General features: G+C 57.6%; 14 protein-coding genes. 12 read left to right on the forward strand and 2 right to left on the reverse strand.

Features of this window, described 5'->3' with window-relative positions:
* Positions 1-6: 6 nt before the first annotated feature.
* The 9 genes from RB2501_RS15710 to RB2501_RS02300 all read left to right on the forward strand — a co-directional run bounded on the left by RB2501_RS15710 (position 7) and on the right by RB2501_RS02300 (position 11,692).
* Positions 7-456, forward strand: a complete 450-nt coding sequence (locus RB2501_RS15710) for a hypothetical protein (protein ID WP_015753101.1) — start codon at positions 7-9, stop codon at positions 454-456.
* A gap of 192 nt (positions 457-648) precedes the next feature.
* Positions 649-1,254 (forward strand): TetR/AcrR family transcriptional regulator, encoded by a 606-nt coding sequence (locus RB2501_RS02265; protein ID WP_015753102.1) that lies wholly within the window; start codon positions 649-651, stop codon positions 1,252-1,254.
* Positions 1,255-2,658 (forward strand): TolC family protein, encoded by a 1,404-nt coding sequence (locus RB2501_RS02270; RefSeq protein ID WP_015753103.1) that lies wholly within the window; start codon positions 1,255-1,257, stop codon positions 2,656-2,658. It begins immediately after the preceding gene.
* A gap of 80 nt (positions 2,659-2,738) precedes the next feature.
* Entirely contained in the window at positions 2,739-3,914 is a 1,176-nt protein-coding gene (locus tag RB2501_RS02275; protein WP_041326907.1) for an efflux RND transporter periplasmic adaptor subunit, read from the forward strand.
* Positions 3,911-7,417 (forward strand): efflux RND transporter permease subunit, encoded by a 3,507-nt coding sequence (locus RB2501_RS02280; RefSeq protein WP_015753105.1) that lies wholly within the window; start codon positions 3,911-3,913, stop codon positions 7,415-7,417. Before RB2501_RS02275 ends, RB2501_RS02280 begins: the two co-directional genes overlap by 4 nt.
* Positions 7,418-7,514: 97 nt before the next feature.
* Positions 7,515-9,266 carry an aspartate--tRNA ligase gene (gene aspS, locus RB2501_RS02285; RefSeq protein WP_015753106.1) on the forward strand — a complete coding sequence of 584 codons (1,752 nt, stop codon included), beginning with the start codon at positions 7,515-7,517 and terminating at the stop codon, positions 9,264-9,266.
* A 95-nt stretch (positions 9,267-9,361) separates the two neighbouring features.
* Positions 9,362-11,146: a chloride channel protein gene (locus RB2501_RS02290; protein ID WP_015753107.1), complete on the forward strand. Its 1,785-nt coding sequence runs from the start codon at positions 9,362-9,364 to the stop codon at positions 11,144-11,146.
* Complete coding sequence (locus tag RB2501_RS02295) at positions 11,146-11,409, forward strand: hypothetical protein (RefSeq protein ID WP_015753108.1); 264 nt, start codon at positions 11,146-11,148, stop codon at positions 11,407-11,409. Before RB2501_RS02290 ends, RB2501_RS02295 begins: the two co-directional genes overlap by 1 nt.
* An 88-nt stretch (positions 11,410-11,497) precedes the next feature.
* A complete protein-coding gene (locus RB2501_RS02300; RefSeq protein WP_015753109.1) occupies positions 11,498-11,692 on the forward strand; it encodes a cold-shock protein in 195 nt (64 codons plus the stop codon).
* Positions 11,693-11,766: 74 nt separating this feature from the next.
* Here RB2501_RS02300 and RB2501_RS02305 read toward each other — a convergent pair whose 3' ends face one another.
* Entirely contained in the window at positions 11,767-12,216 is a 450-nt protein-coding gene (locus RB2501_RS02305; protein WP_015753110.1) for a nucleoside deaminase, read from the reverse strand.
* Positions 12,217-12,314: 98 nt separating this feature from the next.
* On the opposite strand from RB2501_RS02305, the gene RB2501_RS02310 reads away from it, so the two are divergent.
* Complete coding sequence (locus RB2501_RS02310) at positions 12,315-14,087, forward strand: 1-deoxy-D-xylulose-5-phosphate synthase (RefSeq protein WP_015753111.1); 1,773 nt, start codon at positions 12,315-12,317, stop codon at positions 14,085-14,087.
* A complete protein-coding gene (locus tag RB2501_RS02315) occupies positions 14,080-15,183 on the forward strand; it encodes a DUF3078 domain-containing protein (protein WP_015753112.1) in 1,104 nt (367 codons plus the stop codon). The genes RB2501_RS02310 and RB2501_RS02315 overlap by 8 nt, the downstream gene beginning before the upstream one ends.
* On the opposite strand, the gene dgt is transcribed toward RB2501_RS02315, so the two are convergent.
* A complete protein-coding gene (dgt, locus tag RB2501_RS02320) occupies positions 15,184-16,530 on the reverse strand; it encodes a dGTP triphosphohydrolase (protein WP_041327419.1) in 1,347 nt (448 codons plus the stop codon).
* Positions 16,531-16,729: 199 nt separating this feature from the next.
* On the opposite strand from dgt, the gene RB2501_RS02325 reads away from it, so the two are divergent.
* Positions 16,730-19,531 carry a TonB-dependent receptor gene (locus RB2501_RS02325; RefSeq protein ID WP_041326908.1) on the forward strand — a complete coding sequence of 934 codons (2,802 nt, stop codon included), beginning with the start codon at positions 16,730-16,732 and terminating at the stop codon, positions 19,529-19,531.
* Positions 19,532-19,570: the final 39 nt, after the last annotated feature.

Below are 19,570 nucleotides of genomic sequence, written 5' to 3' on the forward strand. Positions count from 1 at the left end.
AAAGTCATGGATTACGGAAAACATATGGAAAAGCGGATGGAGGCCCGCGTCAAACGGGGGGTGGCTAAAGGCGTTAAAATATTCTTTTTCATCCTGTTGGGCATTGGAATCTTCCTGCTGGTGGGCTATGCCTTTATGCTGCTTTGGAACTGGCTGATGCCCGAGCTGTTCGGACTCCCCACGGTGGGTTACTGGAAAGCCTTCGGCATCCTGGTCCTGGCCAAATTGCTGTTCGGGTTTGGCGGCCACGGTTCGGGGGGCGGCAAAAAGAAATCCGGAAAAGGCGGGGAACGGCCCGTTTGCCGGAACCGGGTTTTCGAAACAAAGGACAAATGGGCCTACTACGACCGATTCTGGAACGAGGAGGGGGAAACTGCCTTTAACAACTACATCCAAAGATTGAACAATGAAACAGGAAATGCCCCGGCCGAGGAGCATCCGGGAACGGATCGATAGGGCCTTTGGCCTGGCGCTGCTATCGCTCCCTGCCGGGCCGGATACATCCGAGCTGCAAGTCACGCCCTCCGAAGAAACAGCTCCCTGAATGTGTCCCGTGTACCCGGATTGGGTAAGGTGATTGTTAAATAATCGTAAAACCTTGGAAACTTTTTTTGTTTTTAAAGTTTCCACCCTACATTTGCCCCCCCTATGAAAGAACAAATCATCGATACCGCCTGCGAGATGTTCCTGCAACTCGGCTTTAAGAGCGTCACCATGGACGATCTGGCCGAACGATTGGGGATTTCCAAAAAGACAATCTATCTGCATTTCAAGAATAAGACGGAACTCATCCACGAATGCACCTGCAATCTGTTCGAGAAGATCTCCCTGGGCATCACCTGTATTACCGATCAAGGGCTGAACCCCATCGAGGAGCTATACGAAATCAAGAAATTTGCGCTGACCCACCTGAAGGACGAGAAATCCTCCCCCCAGTACCAGCTCCGCAAATACTATCCCCGAATTTTTGAATCCCTCAACGAACAGAAGTTCGCCATGATGAAGGAGTGTGTGTTAAAGAACATCAACCGGGGGATGGCGATGGGGATCTACCGGGCCAACCTGGATCCCGGCTTTGTTGCCCGCATCTATTTTGCAGGGGTAACCAGCCTGAATGACGAAGACCTTTTTCCGAAATCCGACTTTCCGATGCCGGGCCTGATGGACCACTATCTGGAATACCACCTGCGGGGCATCGTTACACCCGACGGCCGGAAAGTCCTCAATAAAATCATCAACTCAAATCTGGAATAAATGCGATTGATTCGTATCGGAATCCTTGCCCTGCTGATTGCCCGGGCGGGATATGCCCAAGAAATGACACCCCCTGCCACCCAATCAGGCACACCCCCCCTGACCGCACAATCCGCGGATCAGGAGGCCGAGGCCCCCGTGGCCTTTAGCCTGGAGGAAGCGGTGGCCTTTGCCCTGGAGCACAATTACAGCGCCATCAATGCGAACCGCGATATCGCGGATGCCGAAAAGCAGAAATGGGAGACCATTGCATCGGGCCTGCCGCAGATCAGCGGGGCGGTAAGCTATCAGGACCAGCTCAAGCAACCCATTTCCCTGATCCCGGCCGAGTTCTTCGGGGGAGAACCCGGCACCTTCGAGGAAATTGTATTCGGGCCGCCCCGGACCATGAGTGCCACGGCCACCCTGCGCCAACAGATCTTCGACGGTTCCTATATCGTCGGAATCCAGGCTACCCGGGCATTTTTGAGCTACAGCCAAAACAACCGGGAAAAAACCGAACAGGAAGTGCGCCGGGCCGTGGTGGAATCCTACGGGAATGTTCTGCTGGCCCGCGAAAGTGTGGAATTGCTGGAAAAAGACATTGCCGCCGTAGACAAAAACCTGTTTGAAACCGAGAAGCTCTACGAGAACGGCCTGGCAGAAGAGGAAGACGTGGAACAACTCCAGATTACATCGGCTACCCTGCACAACAACCTGAGCAGCAACCAGCGCCTGGCGGAAATTACCCTGCAGATGCTTAACGTCACCATGGGCCTTCCCCTGGACCACCCCACGCGCCTTACCCAGGACCTGGATGAACTCGTGGAGCAGGAAACGCGGCCCGAACTGCTGGAATCCGGTTTTATCCTGGAAAACAACGTCGATTATAAACTCGCCCAGAACCTCAACGAGCAACGGTTCTACGAACTCAAACTCGCCCGGAGCCGGGCGTTGCCAACCCTGAATGCTTTTATCAACTACGGCCGGACGGGCTTTGGCGATCCGCTGGCCTATTTTGACGGGGACACCCAGAGCTTTCAGTCTTCCATCCTGGGGTTTGACTTATCGATCCCGATTTTCAGTTCCCTGGGCCGGAGCGCCTCCACCCAGCGGGCCAAAATTGCGCTTGAAAAGGCCAAAACCCAGCTGGAGGAAACCGAACAACAACTCGAACTCCAGCTGAAACAGGCCCGGAGCGATTACACCCTGGCCATCGAAACCTTCCAGACGAGCAAGGCAAACCTGGCCCTGGCCGAACGCATTGAGCGCAAAAACACGATCAAGTACTCCGAAGGCCTGGCATCCAGTTTTGAATTGCGCCAGGCACAAACCCAGCTCTATTCGGCTCAGCGGGAGTACCTGCAGTCTATGGTGGACGTGATCAACCGGAAAACAGCCCTTGAAAATATCCTCAACCCGTGATGAACCGAATGCTACCGATACAAACCAAAATCCCGATACAGACCAAAATCCTGATTTCAACAACCATCAATCATACACCCATGAAAAATATTCTCCTTCTGACCTTTGCCCTGCTGGCCCTTTCGGGTTGCGGAAGCAGCCCGGACAGCGACCTGGACACCCTCCTCGCCAACGGGGACCTGGAAGCCATCAAAGCCCGGCGGCAGGAATTGTCCGAGACGGAAAAAAACCTGAAAGCCTCCCTGCGGCAAATCGATTCGGTTATCGCCTCCCTGGAGGGAAACGCCAACCGGCCCCTGGTATCCACCATGCAGCTGCAGCCCGCCCGGTTTGACCATTACCTGGAACTCCAGGGCGATGTGCAGACCAAACAGAACGTCCTGCTCTACCCGGAAATGGCGGGCACCCTGGAACGCGTTCTGGTCGAAGACGGGGACCAGGTCCGCAAAGGACAGGTCCTGGCCCGCATCGACGACGGCGGCCTGTCGAGCGGCCTGGAGCAACTCCGCACCCAGGCGGCCCTGGCAGAAACCACCTATGAGCGCCAAAAACGCCTCTGGGATCAGAATATCGGCTCGGAGATCCAGTACCTCCAGGCCAAAACCGAGTTTGAATCCCTGACCAACCAGATCCGTCAGGCCGAGGCCCAATTGGCCAAGTCGGCCATCCGGGCTCCTTTCAGCGGCATTGTGGACGACGTGCTTCTGGAAGCGGGAACCACCGTCAACCCGGCGGCCGGCATGCCTGTGATCCGGCTGGTAAACCTCTCGGATATGTACGTGGAAGTAGATGTACCGGAAAGCTACCTCCCGAGCGTCCGCCCGGGTAAGGACGTGATGATTTTCCTGCCGGTCCTGGGCGACAGCATCCGGACGAAAGTCCGGCAAACCGGAAATTACATCAATCCGACCAACCGGTCCTTCAGCGTGGAGATCCCCGTGCCCAACCGGGATGGGAAGATCAAGCCGAACCTGACGGCCCGCGTCAGCATCAACGACTATTCTGCCGAGGCAGCCATCCTGGTCCCGCCCTCGGTGATCTCCGAGAATGCCGAGGGCCAGCAATACGTGTACCTGGCGGAGGACATCGATGCTGAGGGCGTGGGAACGGCGGTTAAGCGCCTGGTGGAAACCGGCCTGTCGCAGGGCGACCAGGTGGAGATCCTCAGTGGCATCGAAGCCGGCGACCAGATTATCACAGAAGGGGCCCGCCGCGTTCGCGAAGGGCAGAAAATCCAAATACTGAACAAAGCATGAGCCGACAGAAAAAGAACGCAGACAAGGAATTCTGGCTCTCGTCCTGGGCCATCGACAACCCGTCGGTGATCTATGTGATGATCGGCATCTTCCTGGTCATGGGAATTTCCGCCTACCAAAACATGCCCCGGGAGGATTTCCCGGAGGTGGAGGAAACCAAGGTGTATATCAGCACCCCCTATCCGGGCAACACGGCCGAGGATATCGAGCGGCTGATCACCGACCCGCTGGAAGACCGGCTGAAGAATGTGAGCAACCTGGTGGAACTGACCTCCACTTCCCAGGAAGACTACTCGATGATCGTTGTGGAATTTGACGAGAACATCAGCGTCCAGGATGCAAAACTCAAGGTAGAAGACGAGGTGGATGCTGAAAAGGCCGGGGAAGACTGGCCGATATTCAACGGCGCCAAGGTGGAGCCGAACGTATTCGACCTGAACCTGGCGGAATCCTTCCCGATCATGAATGTCAACCTCACCGGCGACTACCCGGTGGAGCAGCTCAAGGAGTTTGCGGAGTACCTGCAGGACGAGATCGAGGACCTCGACGAGATTAAGGAGGTGGACATCCGCGGGGCCCAGGACAAGGAGGTGGAAGTGGCCGTGGACATCTACAAGATGATGGCCGCCAAGGTGAGCTTCGACGACGTGCTGAACGCCATCCGCAATGGGAACATGACCATGTCTGCCGGGAACCTGCAGACCAATGGCCAGCGCCGGACGGTTCGCATCCTCGGGGAAGTGGAAGACCCGGACGAACTGCGGAACTTTGTGGTAAAATCCGAAAACGGGAATGCCGTGTATATCAAGGACGTGGCTACGGTGACCTTCCACGAAGAAGACAAGACCACCTATGCCCGGGAGAAAGGCCGGAGCGTGGTGATGCTCGACATCAAAAAGCGGTCGGGTAAAAACACCATCGAAGCGGCCAACAAAATTCGCGACCTGGTACAGGAGGCCCGGGAGGATTATTTTCCGAGGGATCTGAACGTGACCATCGCCAACGATTCCTCGAGCCGGACCCTGAACCAGGTGGATGACCTGGTGAACAATATCATCTTCGGCATTCTGCTGGTGGTCACCGTGCTCATGTTCTTCCTCGGGTTCCGCAACGCGCTTTTTGTGGGCTTTGCCATCCCGATGTCCATGTTTATGTCCTTTATGATCCTCTCCTGGCTCGGCTACTCCCTGAACACAATGATCCTCTTTGGTCTGATTATGGGCCTGGGGATGCTTGTGGACAACGGGGTGGTGGTTGTAGAGAACGTCTACCGTCTGATGGATGAGGAGGGCATGTCCCGACTGGAAGCCGCCAAAAAAGGGATTGGCGAAATCGCGGTGCCGATTATCATCTCCACGGCCACCACGGTGGCTGCCTTTGTCCCCCTGGGCCTCTGGCCCGGTATCATGGGGGAGTTTATGATTTTCTTCCCGATCACGCTTTCCGTCGTACTCGGCTCGTCGCTTTTTGTAGCCATCTTCATGAATTCGATGCTCGTATCGAACTTCATGGAAACGGGCGAAAAGGAACTGACGCGGAAACAGCTCGTGAGGCTGTCGCTGATCCTGATACCCCTGGGGATTTTCATCCTGATCGTGGGGGGCGCCATGCGCGGGCTCGGCTCCCTGATGATCGTCACGGCAGGCTTGTCCTGGCTTTACCGGTACGTGATCAAAAAACGCGCAAACCGCTTCCAGCGGGTCACCCTGCGCCGGCTGGAGAATTTCTATGAGGGCCAACTCAAACGCGCCCTGCGGGGCCGGAACGTCTACTGGTATGCCGGGACAATGTTCGTCCTTTTGATCGCCGCGTTTATGGCCTTCGGCGCTTCCCTGGCGAGCCAGCGGACCAAGGTGGAGTTTTTCCCGGACAATACGCCCAACGAGATCTATGTGTATATCGAATATCCCCAGGGTACCTCCATCGAAAAGACCAACGAGATCACCAAGGCCATCGAGGAACGCGTGTACGCCGTGGTAGACAGCGACACCTATATGATGGGCGATCGGAACGTGCTGCTCGAATCGACGGTTTCCCAGGTGGGGCGTGGGGCCGAGAACCCATTTACCGAAGGGGGGACGGCCGCAGAAATGCCGCACCGGGGAAAAATCACGCTGTCCATGCGGGAGTACAAATACCGGGAAGGCAAGGATACGGAGGAATTGCGGCTCAGGATCCAGCAGGCCCTGGAAGGGGTGTACCCCGGGGTAGAGATCTCCGTTGAAAAAGACGCAGTGGGCCCGCCCGCCGGCTACCCGATCAACGTGGAGCTGGAAGGAAAGAATTACGACACGCTCATCAACCTGGCCGAGCGGATGCGGAATTTTATCAACAGCAAGAACATCGAGGGAATCGAGGAACTGAAGATCGACGTGAATAAGAGCAAGCCCTCCATGGAAGTGATCGTGGACCGGGAAAAAGCCGGGGAACTCGGCGTGGCCGTCGGCCAGGTGGGCAACCAGCTGCGGCGCTCCATATTCGGGGACAAGGCGGGTATCTACAAGGAGGACGGGGAGGATTACGACATCAATGTCCGCTTCAACGAAGACCTCCGCTACAACACGAGTGCCCTGTTCAACCAGAACATCATTTTCCGAGACCCGGCCACCGGGCAGATCAAGGAAATCCCGGTCTCGGCCGTAGCCAGCCACCGGAACACCTCCGGGTTCAGCGCCATCAAGCATATCGATGCCAAGCGCGTGGTGACTGTCTACTCGGGCCTCACCCCCGGGTTCACGGATGCCGGGGCCATCGTTTCGCAAATCCAGGACGCCATGGAGGAATTCGAAGGCGTCCCGCCGAATGTCAGCATCGACTATACCGGCCAGCTCGAGGAGCAGAACAAACAGATGCAGTTCCTGGTGGGGGCTTTCTTCTCCGGCCTCGGGCTGATCATGCTGCTGCTGGTCTTTCAGTTTGGCGGGATATCGAAGCCGGCCATCATCATGACTGCCATTTTCCTGAGTTTTATCGGGGTCTTTGGCGGGCTGATCATCACGGGATGGTCCTTTGTCATCATGATGACCATGATGGGCATCATTTCCCTGGCGGGCATCGTGGTGAACAACGGGGTGGTCCTGCTGGATTACACCCAGATTCTGATCGACCGGAAAAAGGTAAAACTCGGCCTGGACGACCGGGAATTGCTGACACTGCCTCAGGTAACAGAAGCCATCGTCCGGGGCGGAAAGGCCCGTCTGCGGCCCGTACTGCTGACGGCCATCACCACCGTGCTGGGGCTTATCCCGCTGGCTATTGGCCTGAACATCAATTTCTTTGGGCTTTTCAGCAGCTTTCAGCCGGACATCTATATGGGCGGGGACAACGTGATCTTCTGGGGGCCCCTGGCCTGGACCGTGATCTTCGGGCTTATCGTGGCGACGTTCCTGACGCTGATCATCGTTCCGGTGCTCTTCAACATCACCTACCGGATTAAACTGGCCGTGCGCAAGCGGCGGCCGAAATCGGAAGAAGAGGCGAGGCGACTGCAGGAAGCCGCCTAGTCCCGAAAAAAGGGATCCGGCCAAAGGGGGAAGTTCGCAAAAGGCTTGCGGGCTTCCCCCTTTCTGCTGTACCTTTGCCAGCACTAAATCACGACATATGTACCGATCACATACCTGCGGGGAACTCAGGGAAGAACATATCGGCCGGGAGGTAACCCTTGCCGGCTGGGCCGGGAAAGTCCGCGACAAAGGGTTCGTAGTCTGGATCGACCTGCGCGACCGATACGGGATCACCCAACTGGTATTCGACCAGGAGCGCACGCCGGCAGCCCTGCTGGATCAGGCCCGGGAAACCGGAAGGGAATACGTCCTGCAGGTTAAAGGGAATGTGATTGAGCGCGCCTCCAAAAACCCGAAACTGCCCACGGGCGGCATCGAGGTGCTCGTGGAGGAAATGACCGTCCTGAACCCGGCCGAGACACCCCCGTTTACCATCGAGGACCAGACGGACGGGGGGGACGAACTCCGGATGAAGTACCGGTACCTGGATATCCGGCGCAACCCGGTAAAGAACAAGCTGATGTTCCGGCATACGGTAACCATGGAGGTCCGCAAGTACCTGTCGGACCAGGGCTTTATTGAGGTGGAAACCCCCTACCTGATCAAATCCACCCCGGAAGGGGCCCGGGATTTTGTAGTCCCGAGCCGGATGAATGCCGGGGAATTTTACGCCCTGCCCCAATCCCCACAGACTTTTAAGCAACTGCTGATGGTTGGCGGTCTGGACAAATACTTCCAGATTGTCAAGTGTTTCCGGGACGAAGACCTCCGCGCGGACCGGCAGCCGGAATTCACCCAGATTGACTGCGAGATGGCGTTTGTGGAACAGGAAGATATCCTCCGGGCTTTCGAGGGACTGACGCGTCACCTGCTCAAGGCCGTAAACGGAGTGGACACGGGCGAATTCCCGCGCATGACCTACGACGAGGCGATCCGGCGGTACGGCTCGGACAAACCCGATATCCGTTTCGGTATGGAATTCGGGGAACTCAATGAGGTGGCCCGACACAGGGATTTTAATGTTTTTAACCAGGCCGAGCTGGTGGTGGGGATTGCCGTTCCCGGCGCTGCCTCCTACACCCGGAAGGAGATCGACGCCCTGGTAGACTGGGTAAAGCGCCCCCAGGTAGGCGCCAAGGGCATGGTCTATGTGAAATGCAACGACGACGGCAGCTTCAAATCCTCGGTGGATAAATTTTATTCCCAGGAAGACCTGGCCCGTTGGGCTGAGGCTACGGGCGCCACACCCGGCGACCTGATCTGCGTCCTCAGCGGGGATGCCGGGACAACCCGCAGCCAGCTCAGCATGTTGCGGATGGAACTCGCCGGCCGCCTGGGCCTGCGGAACCCGAAAGAATTTGCCCCCCTGTGGGTCACGGATTTTCCCCTGCTGGAATTCGACGAAGAGTCCGGGCGCTACCACGCCATGCACCACCCGTTCACGGCCCCGAAACCCGGCCAGCTGGAATTGCTGGATTCGGACCCGGGAGCCGTGCGCGCCAATGCCTACGACCTGGTGCTGAACGGGAACGAGATTGGGGGCGGTTCCATCCGGATCCACGATAAAAAAACCCAGGCCGTCATGTTCCGGCACCTGGGCTTTACCGAAGCCGAAGCCCGGGCGCAATTCGGTTTCCTGATGGATGCCTTCCAGTACGGGGCGCCCCCCCACGGCGGTATCGCTTTTGGGCTGGACCGGCTGGTCGCCATCCTGGGCGGGCAGGAATCCATCCGGGATTATATCGCCTTCCCGAAAAACAACAGCGGCCGGGATGTAATGATCGACGCCCCTGCGCCCCTGGACGCGGAGCAGCTCCGGGAATTGCACCTGGGCCTGCTGGAATCCTGAGCGGTACGCCGGTTTCCGGGCGGACCTGTTGAAAATACATCGGCCGGGGTCCGGGGCCCCGGTATTTTTGTACTTTTAGGTAGATCGATCGGTAGATGGGCAACCAACCACATAGCTTACTGACCCGGTTCCTCAAGTGGCGGTACAAGCATATTTCCCATAAGACCTTTACCCACCTGATGAGCGTGGTCCTCGGTTTTCTGGCCGGCCTGGCTGCAGTTACCCTGAAGAACGCCACCTATTTCATCGAATCGGCCCTGGACCGGGGCGTATTGTTCCTGAGCGAAGAAATCTACTTCATCCTGCCCATCGTGGGGCTGACCCTGGTTTACCTGTACGTAAAATACGTGCACAAGGCGAAACTGGAACACGCCATCTCCTCCATCCTCTTTGCCCTCTCACGGAAGAAAGGGCTCATCCAGGCCAAAAAAATCGTCACCCCCCTGATCACCGCGCCGCTGACGGTTGGCTTCGGGGGGTCTGTGGGGTTGCTCGGCCCGGCCGTGGCCAGCGGAGCCGCCATCAGTTCCAACATTTCCCGCATGCTGCATATCAGTTCCCAGGAACGCTCCCTGTTAATTGCCTGCGCCTCGGCCGGGGCCATCGCCTCGGTGTTCCAGGCGCCGATCGCCGCAATCATCTTTGCCGTGGAGGTATTCAGCCTGGACCTGACCATGCTCTCAATGCTCCCCCTGCTCCTGGCCTCCATTTCCGGGGTGCTCACCTCCTATTTCTTCCTGGGGGACGAAAACCTGTTCACCTTTGAGCTGCAGGATTCCTTCGCCGTCCGCGACAGCCTGTACTATATCCTCCTGGGGATGGGGACGGCCGTGGCTTCCGTCTATTTTACGCGGATGTATTTCGGGATCATGAAACTCTTCCAGCCGCTGCGCAGCCCCAAGTACCGGTTGCTGGTGGGCGGCCTGGCAATCGGGACGATGCTGTATTTTATCCCGCCCCTCTACGGGGAGGGCTTCGGCTTTATCAACAGCCTGCTGGAGGGCGACCACCTGGCTGCCCTGGGCACCACGCCCTTTGACGCCTATACGCACAATATCTGGGTGGTAATCGGGTTGCTGTTCGGGATTACGCTGTTTAAGGCGGTGGCGATGACCACCACGTTTGCCGCCGGGGGGGCCGGGGGGATCTTTATCCCGACCATGGTGATGGGCGGCGCCCTGGGGAACATGCTCGCCAAGGTGATCAACAACCTGGGTCTCGGGCTGTCGGTGAGCGAGTCCAATTTTACGCTCATCGGGATGGCGGGCCTGATTGCCGGGGTGATCCACGCCCCGCTGACCGCCATTTTCCTGATCGCGGAAATCACCGGGGGCTACGACCTGTTTGTCCCCCTGATGATCACGGCTGCCATGTCTTTCCTCATAACGCGAAATACAATGGACCACACCATCTACACCCGGGAACTCGCCCGCATCGGCGCATTGATCACCCACAATAAGGACCAGACCGTCCTGACGCTCATGGAACTCGACGACGTAATTGAAACCGGCTTCCGGGAGGTGCGAAAGGAGATGACCCTGGGGGAAATGCTGCTGGAATCCGTGGCGAAGTCTACCCGGAATATTTTCCCCGTGGTGGATGCCGACGGCAAGCTCGAGGGGATCGTCCTGTTGGACGACATCCGGGAATTCATGTTCGATACGGCCATGTACGACAAAATCACCGTGGCCTCCTTTCTGCAAAACCCGCCCGAAAAAATCTTTTACGAATCGGACAGCATGAAGCAGGTGATGAAGAAATTCCAGGACAGCGGGGCCTGGAACCTCCCGGTAGTCCGCAACGGGAAGTACGCCGGTTTTGTTTCAAAATCAAAACTGCTAACCGCTTACCGCCGCAAGTTGATTACCTTTGCACGGTAATGCGCACCCTGATACGATACGTGGTTTTGGCGATTGTCCTGGCCTCCCTGGCAGGCATTATCTACGGTTTTACCCGGATGGAGGAAGCCCCCCAGCAAGCCAACAAGTTCATAGGCTTCGGGGTAGTGGGCCTGTTCCTGCTGGCCATGCCCCTGTTTTTGGTTTCGGAATCCCGCGGGAAGAATATGAAGGATTACATGCTGACGGACCAAAAAATCCGCGAAATGCGCGAGAACCGGAAGAAATCCCCTGAAAATCAGTAATTTTTCCTAATTTCACTTTTTACAGGTACGACAGTTGAAAGAATTTCGTTTAACTTCGTACAACTTTTATTACTTAATATTTTTTTAAATGACTGGAACTGTTAAATTTTTCAATGAGTCCAAAGGTTATGGATTCATCACTAACGACGACACCGGAAGGGACATCTTCGTTCATGCCACGGCCCTGGACGGGCTGGTGCTGAACCAGGGGGACAAAGTAGAATATCAGGAAACTGAAGGACGAAAAGGAATGGTTGCGGCCGATGTGCACGTAATCGGATAGTTATATTTTATTTTGATGACAAGTACGCACCGCGCCCCTGGCGCGGTGTTTTTTTTTGCTCATATACCGGGTGGCTAGTTCAGGTTCCGGCGCTCGATAAAGAACCGCTTGAGCAGGGCGGCGGCCTCCGCCTCCAGGATCCCCGGGGTAACCAGGGTCCTGGGATGCAGCTTCCCCCCCATGGCGGTGAATCCCCGCTGGGGGTCCGGCGCCCCGTAGACCACCCGGGAAACCTGGCTCCAGTACAGGGCCCCGGCACACATCTGGCAGGGTTCCAGGGTCACGTAGAGCGTACAGTCCGTCAGGTACTTCCCCCCCAGGAAATTGGCAGCGGCGGTAATGGCCTGCATTTCTGCATGGGCCGTAACATCGTTGAGTTTCTCCGTGAGGTTGTGGGCCCGGGCAATGACCCGGTCCCGGACGGTGATCACCGCCCCTACCGGCACCTCCCCCAGATCAAATGCCGCCTCGGCCTCCTGCAGGGCTTTCCGCATAAAAAACGCATCGTCGAGTATCAATTCCATCGGGCTAAAAATACAATATCTCGTCCGATCCTTTCTATCTGCGGTCCTGTCCATTCCACTTCCCGGAAATCGAATTTGCAGTACCTTTACCGGCGAAGATGCAAATCCTGGAGCAAATAAACGACCCGGCCGACCTGCGCGCACTTCCCGAAGACCGCCTCCCGCAGCTTGCGGCCGAACTCCGGGAATTCATCATCGACGTGGTTTCCGTCAAGGAAGGGCACCTGGGTGCCAGCCTGGGGGTGGTGGAACTGACCCTGGCCCTCCACTATGTGTTCAACACCCCGGAAGACCGGCTGATCTGGGATGTGGGCCACCAGGCCTACGGGCACAAAATCCTCACCGGACGGCGTGAATCGTTCCATACCAACCGGCAACAGGGGGGGATCAGCGGCTTCCCGAAACGGGACGAAAGCCCGTATGACGCCTTCGGTACGGGCCATGCTTCCACCTCCCTCTCCGCCCTGCTCGGCATGGCCCTGGCGGCCCGGCTCCAGGGAAAAATCGCCCGGAAGCACGTGGCCGTGATCGGGGATGCTTCCATTGCCGGGGGAATGGCCTTTGAAGCGCTGAACCACATGGGAGTGGCCGATACGGACGTGCTTGTCGTCCTCAACGACAACGCCATCGGGATTGACCCCAGCGTCGGGGCGCTCAAGGAATACCTAACCCGGGTCAAGGCCGGGGGGGCTGCCGGCGACAACCTGTTTGAAAACCTGAACCTTCACTACACCGGGCCCGTGGACGGCCACGACCTCCCCGGGCTGGTAGCCACGCTGAGGAAACTGGCCTCAAGGCCGGGACCCAAGCTGCTCCACGTGGTTACCACCAAGGGGAAAGGCCTCCGGCAGGCCGAGGAAAACCAGGTGGTCTACCACGCCCCGGGGCGTTTTGACAAATACACGGGCGACCTGATCCGCCGCGAAAACGATCCGGGGCGGGGGCCGAAATACCAGGATGTGTTCGGGCATACCCTGGTGGAACTGGCCCGGGAGAACCCCCGCATCGTCGGGATTACCCCGGCCATGCCCTCAGGGAGCTCCCTGAAATACCTCATGGAGGAATTCCCGGAGCGGGCCTTCGATGTGGGCATCGCCGAACAGCACGCGGTAACTTTGGCGGCCGGGATGGCGGCCGATGGGGCGGTTCCCTATTGCGCCATCTATTCCACCTTCCTGCAGCGCGCCTACGACCAGGTGATCCATGACGTGGCCATCCAACAGCTCCCCGTGGTATTCTGCCTGGACCGGGCCGGCCTGGTGGGCCAGGACGGGGCCACCCACCACGGGATCTTCGACATCGCCTACCTGCGGTGCATCCCGGGGCTGGTGGTGATGTCGCCCATGGACAACCGGGAGCTGCGCGACATGCTCTACACCGTCCAACTGGAACCCCGGGGCCCGGTGGCCATCCGCTATCCGCGCGGCTATAGCCGGCAGGCCAGTTGGAAACACCCTTTCCGAAGAATTCCCGTGGGAAAGGCACGAAAATTGCAGCAGGGAATAGCTGTTGCGGTGCTTACCCTGGGGCCCCTGGGCCAAACCATCCGGGAGGTATTGGGGGAAACGGAGAATCCGGAAGCCTTTGGGCATTACGATTTCCGGTTCGCCAAACCCCTGGACCGGGAAGCCTTGCGGGAGATTGCCCTTGCCTATGGGCAGGTGGTGACCTTGGAAGACGGGTGCCGGGAGGGCGGGTTTGGCAGTGCCGTCCTCGAAGCCCTTGCCGAGATGGGGTATAGCGGGAAGGTGCATCGCCTGGGTATCCCGGATGCCTTCCCCGGGCACGCCACAACCCAAGAACTATACGAAGAGCTGGGGCTCGACAAGGCCTCCCTGCTCCGGACCTTAAACAACCTGACGCATGAGTAACATCGGCGCGAAAACCAACCTCGTTGCAACAGCCTGCCTGTTGCTTTCAACCCTGGCCTTCGGGCAGGATACAATCCCCCGGACCATCGACAGCATCCCGACGGACACCCTGGTGATCCGCACGAACCAGTATCCGATCCGGATCATCCCCCGGGGGGTCAACCTCACGAACCCGGTGATTACCTTCAACGAGACCAAGCCGCTGATGCGCCGCAAAAAGCGCTTCCGGGTACCGTCGTTCTGGGAAAAGAAGAACGAATTCGACCTGCAACTCAGCGAGGTGGCCTTTGTTAACTGGAATGCAGGGGGCGACAATGCCGTATCGGCTATCGGCAAGCTCTACTTTGAGCGGAACTACAAATTCCGCTATTTCCAGTGGGACAACGACCTGGAACTCCGCTTTGGCTGGAACGCCCAGGAAGGGCGAAAATGGCGGAAAACGGACGACGCCATCCGGCTGAGCAGCACGATCGGCTACCGGCGGGATACGATCAGCAATTGGTACTATTCCGTGAAGATGAACTTCAACACGCAGTTTGCCGACGGTTTTAAATACCCGGACCGCAGCAAACCCATTTCCCGCTTTATGGCTCCGGGTTACCTGTTCCTCGGGGCGGGTACCTCCTATATCCCCGAGGGGAAGGACTTCAACCTCTATATCTCACCCCTGACCTTCAAGGGTACCTTTGTACTGGACCAGACCCTGGCCAACAACGGGGCGTTCGGGGTGGAAAAAGCCGTACTGGACAACAACGGCAATGTCCTGGAGCCCGGGTCCAACCTCTTTGCGGAACTCGGGTTTTTGGTTACCCATAAATGGGAATTGCCGATAACGGACAACGTGATTTTGAACCACAACCTCTCCCTTTATACGGACTACCTGCGGGTGTTCGGGAATGTAGACGTAGACTGGCAGGTCAAATTTAATTTCAAGGTGAATGAATTCATCCAGGCCACCCTGCTCACCCACCTGATTTATGACGACGACATCCTGTTTGACCGTGTAGAGGCCGACGACGGCACGGTGATTGACCCGGGCTCGCCCCGCACGCAGTTCCGACAACAGCTCGGCATCGGCATCAACTACAAATTCTGATCAGAGCTGCTTCCCGCTGATTTTGTTGTGCAGGTGGACGGCCGCCCCGTCCGAGAGGCTGGCCACATAGGAACAGGCCTGCAGCAGCACGTCGTAAACGGAGGTTGCCCCGGGCATGCGGGTGGTTTCCGGCAGCAGCTTCAGGATGAGCCCGTCGTAGGCGGATAATTCGCCTTCGAGTTGGCAGACCAGGGCTCCGGTCACTACTTCCAGGATGTCTGAGAGGATCGCATACCCGGCCACTTCCTTTTCCACCACCTCGGGCGACTGGTAGATGCGTTCCACGCTGATATTGAGGATGTCCGCGATCTGCGCCTTGTATCGGCTCCGATCCAGGAGGGCTACCGGGAATTCCCCGCTGAGGATCTCGGGCTCGTTTTCCATAAATACCCGGACGGCATCCCGCACCAGGGAATTGATTGCGATGGCCCGGAGGTAGCCCAACCGATCCTGCATGGCGGGGATGGCGCGGTACTTCTCCGTGTTGATGCCGTCGCTCACCAGCTTGATCAGGTATTCCAGGGCAAAGTCTTCCGGGATCAGCCCCAGGTTGATCCCATCCTCAAAGTCGATGATTGTGTAGCAGATATCGTCGGCGGCTTCCACCAGGTAGGTGAGCGGGTGCCGGCAATAGAAGCGGTCGGCCCCGGAGCCCAGCGTTTTCAGGCCGAGTTCCTCCGCCACCTCCCGGAAGCTGTCGGTGTCCGACTGGAAATACCCGAATTTTTTGGCGGCAATATGGGGGGCGGGTTTCCTGGGCAGGGATCCCTTGGGGTATTTCATAAACGCCCCCAGGGTGGCGTGGCTCAGCCGCAGGCCGCCGGGAATACCCTCCCGGGAAGCCGTGAGCAGGCGGAAGCCGTGGGCGTTGCCCTCAAAACGCACCAAATCCTCGAATTGATCTTCCGAAAGGGCATCCTGGTAGCGGCGTCCCGGGCCCCGGCTGAAAAAAGCGCCGATCGCCTTCTCGCCGCTGTGGCCAAAGGGTGGGTTCCCGATATCGTGTGCCAGGGCGGCGGCGGCCACAATGGCACCAAAATCGTTGAAACGGTACCCATGGACTTCGGACAGGTAGGGATGGGTCTTCAGGACCTCTGCCCCTGCCAGGCGACCCAGGCTGCGGCCCACCACGGAAACCTCCAGGCTGTGGGTCAGCCGGGTGTGCACAAAATCCGTCTTGGAGAGGGGGATCACCTGGGTTTTGTCCTGCAGGCTCCGGAAATACGGGGAGAATATTATACGGTCGTAATCCACCTCAAATCCCAGGCGGGTCTCATCCTGTTCCTTCCGGAGACGTTTGTGCGTATCCCCGTGCCGTTTCAGCGACAACAGCCGCTCCCATTGCATCATACCAGTTCGTTGTAATTGCCGCAAGATACTACATTTTCCAGGCCCTGAGGAGAGGCTTTTCCCACCTGTTAACACTGGGGTAACACCGTAACATTGCGCTAACAATAAGGCAAAGAAGGTTTAATCTCAGGCTAACCCGAACCTTACAACACCGGGCGTTCTTTGCGCCGGTACTAAGTATAGCGAAATAAATACAATGAGAATTTTACTATTCGGGCTATTTGCCCTTTCAAGTTTTATGGTGAGTGCACAAAATACAGGAAGTATTGCCGGGGTGCTCACCGACCAGGAAATGAACGGGGAACCCCTGCCGTTTGCCAATATCCTGATCAAGGGAACCACCACGGGAACCACCTCCGACTTTGACGGCCTGTATGAGATTGACGGGTTGGATCCGGGGGATTATACTGTGGTTTTCAGCTTCCTTGGCTATGAAACGGTAGAAATCCCGGCAACGGTTGAAGCGGGGAAGGTTACTCAGATTAACGTGCCCATGTCCGCCAATGAAGGCATGGCACTGGACGAAGTGGTTGTTACCACGGTCTCCCGCAAGGACTCCGAGGTGGCTCTGCTGCTCGACCAGAAATCCGCCATCCTGATCCGGGAGAGTATCGGATCCCAGCAATTGGGGCGGATCGGCGTCTCGGACGCGGCCACCGCCACCACAAAAATCTCCGGGGTTACCGCCAGCGAGGCGTCCGGGGATATTTTTATCCGCGGCCTCGGCGACCGCTACCTCTCCACCACCCTGAACGGGCTGCCGGTCCCCTCCGACGACGTGGACCGGAAAAATATCGACCTGGGGTTGTTCCCTACGCGCGTGATCCAAAACGTCAGCATCGGGAAAACCTATTCCGTCCAGAGTTCCGCCGACCAGGCCTCCGGGACGGTCAATATCACCTCCCGGGAACTCGTCGGGTCTAACGAGCTGACCATCGGCCTGCGGGGCGGTGCAAATACGAACGTAATCCAGGACGGGGTGTTCGACAACTTCAAGTTGTCTCCCGCAAGCGCCAAGGCGCCCCTGGGGTATTACAGCTTCAACCGGTCCGTACAGCAGCTGATCACCCAGCAGGGATGGAATACCCGCACGGAAGAGGCGCCCATGGACTATGTCCTGAACCTGGTGGCCGGGAAAAAATTCGGCGATCGCTTATCCGTGCTGCTCACCGGGTCCCAAAGCCGGTCCTACGACTACGGCCAGGGGCTCTTCCGGCAATTCCGCTCCAACTTCATTGACGATACGCTGACCGACGCCACGCGGTGGCGGAAGCGGGAGGTTACTTCCGGGCTCCTGGATATGGTGTATTTCATCAACGAGAACCACAAACTCAAGTCGTCCTCCATCTTCCTGAATACCTTTACCGAAGAGATCTTTGAAGGGGGTCGCAACGGGGAGGGCTTCATCTTCGAGGAGACCGACCCGGCCGAAGGCCTCGGACAATTTGTCCGCGACCAGAACATCAAGCAAACCCAGATCCTGATTTCCCAGTTGCTGGGGACCCATCGCCTGGGCCAGAAAAATTCCCTGCAGTGGGCCCTGGGATTCAATAATGTGAATGCGGACGAGCCGAACCGGATCCGGAACGAGGTGAACTTTGACCCGGACGGTTCCTTTGTGCAACTGGGCCGGACCGGCGGTTTCCAACAGCGGAAATCCAGCCAGGAAATACAGGACAGGGAATACAACGGCTACCTGAAAGACGTGATGGACATCATCCAGGAAGAGGACAAATCCTTCCGGATTGAGGTCGGCGTCAACTACCGGAACAAGGAGCGGGATTTTGAGTCCGTATTCGTCGGGGTGGAGGAGCAATCCGTCAATACGGTAAACCCGCCTTCCATAGACAATATCGGGGCGATTTTCCAACCCGACAACTTTACGAGCGGCCGCCTCCAGTACAACCTGCTGCAGCCCGACCTGTACAATGGGAAACTGGAATCCATGGCCGGGTTTGCCGACTTTAATGTGGGCCTGAACAAATGGAATTTCAACGCCGGGCTGCGCTTCCAACGGGACGAGATCAACGTCGGCTTTGACGTGGGGAACTTCCCGGGCCGGGTGGGCGAAACCAATAAGGAGTATTCAAACCTTTACCCGAGCCTGAACGTGCGGTACAGCATCGACGACCGGAATGCGCTCCGCCTGGCGATGAGCCGGACGATCACACTGCCGGAATTCAAGGAAATCGCGCCGTTTGAATACGTCTCCCAGGTGGGGCAGGTAACCCGGGGGAACCCGGACCTGGAAGCCTCCCGGGACCTGAACTACGACCTGAAATGGGAGTATTTCCCCTCCGCCGGGGAACTCATCTCCCTGGCAGCCTTTTACAAGGAGATTTCGGACCCGATCAACCGGGTACAGGACCGTGGATCTGCCGGTGTGTTCTCCTATTTCAACTCCGGGGAAAAAGCTGAGGTGATCGGGATTGAGGCCGAGGCCAAGGTAGACCTGATTACCGCCCCGGAAAACGAAGAGGGCCTGCGCGAGGGCTCCGGGCTGGGCCTGGTATTCAACGCCACGCGTATGTGGCACGAGCAGGACCTGAAGGAGGTCCGGGACGAAGAGGGGAACTTTATCCGCACCTTCCGCTACAAAGGCCTGACCGAAACCGGCCTGCAGGGCGCTTCCGACTGGATATTCAACGCGAGCCTGAATTACTCCCTGGAGGGGGCCAACCCCTTTAACGCAACGCTGACGGCCAACTATGCCTCAGATAAGATCTTCTCCCTCGGGGCTCCGGAAATCCAGAGCCAGAGCGATACATTCTACAACGATGCCATCGTTGAAAAAGGCTTTGTGGTCCTCGACGCCGTCCTGATCCAGGAACTCGGGGAACACTGGCGGATCCGGCTGATGGGACGGAACCTGCTGACACCGACAATTGAAAGGACCCAGCTGGTCCGCCCTAGTACCACCAATATTGAAACGGAAGAAGTTGTCCGTAGCTATACTTCTGGAGCACAGATCAGCCTGGGTCTCAATTATACATTTTGACCAAAAATGACCACTAACTGAAATCGATCACTAATTAAA

Source organism: Robiginitalea biformata HTCC2501 (genome assembly GCF_000024125.1).
Taxonomy (GTDB): Bacteria; Bacteroidota; Bacteroidia; order Flavobacteriales; family Flavobacteriaceae; genus Robiginitalea; species Robiginitalea biformata.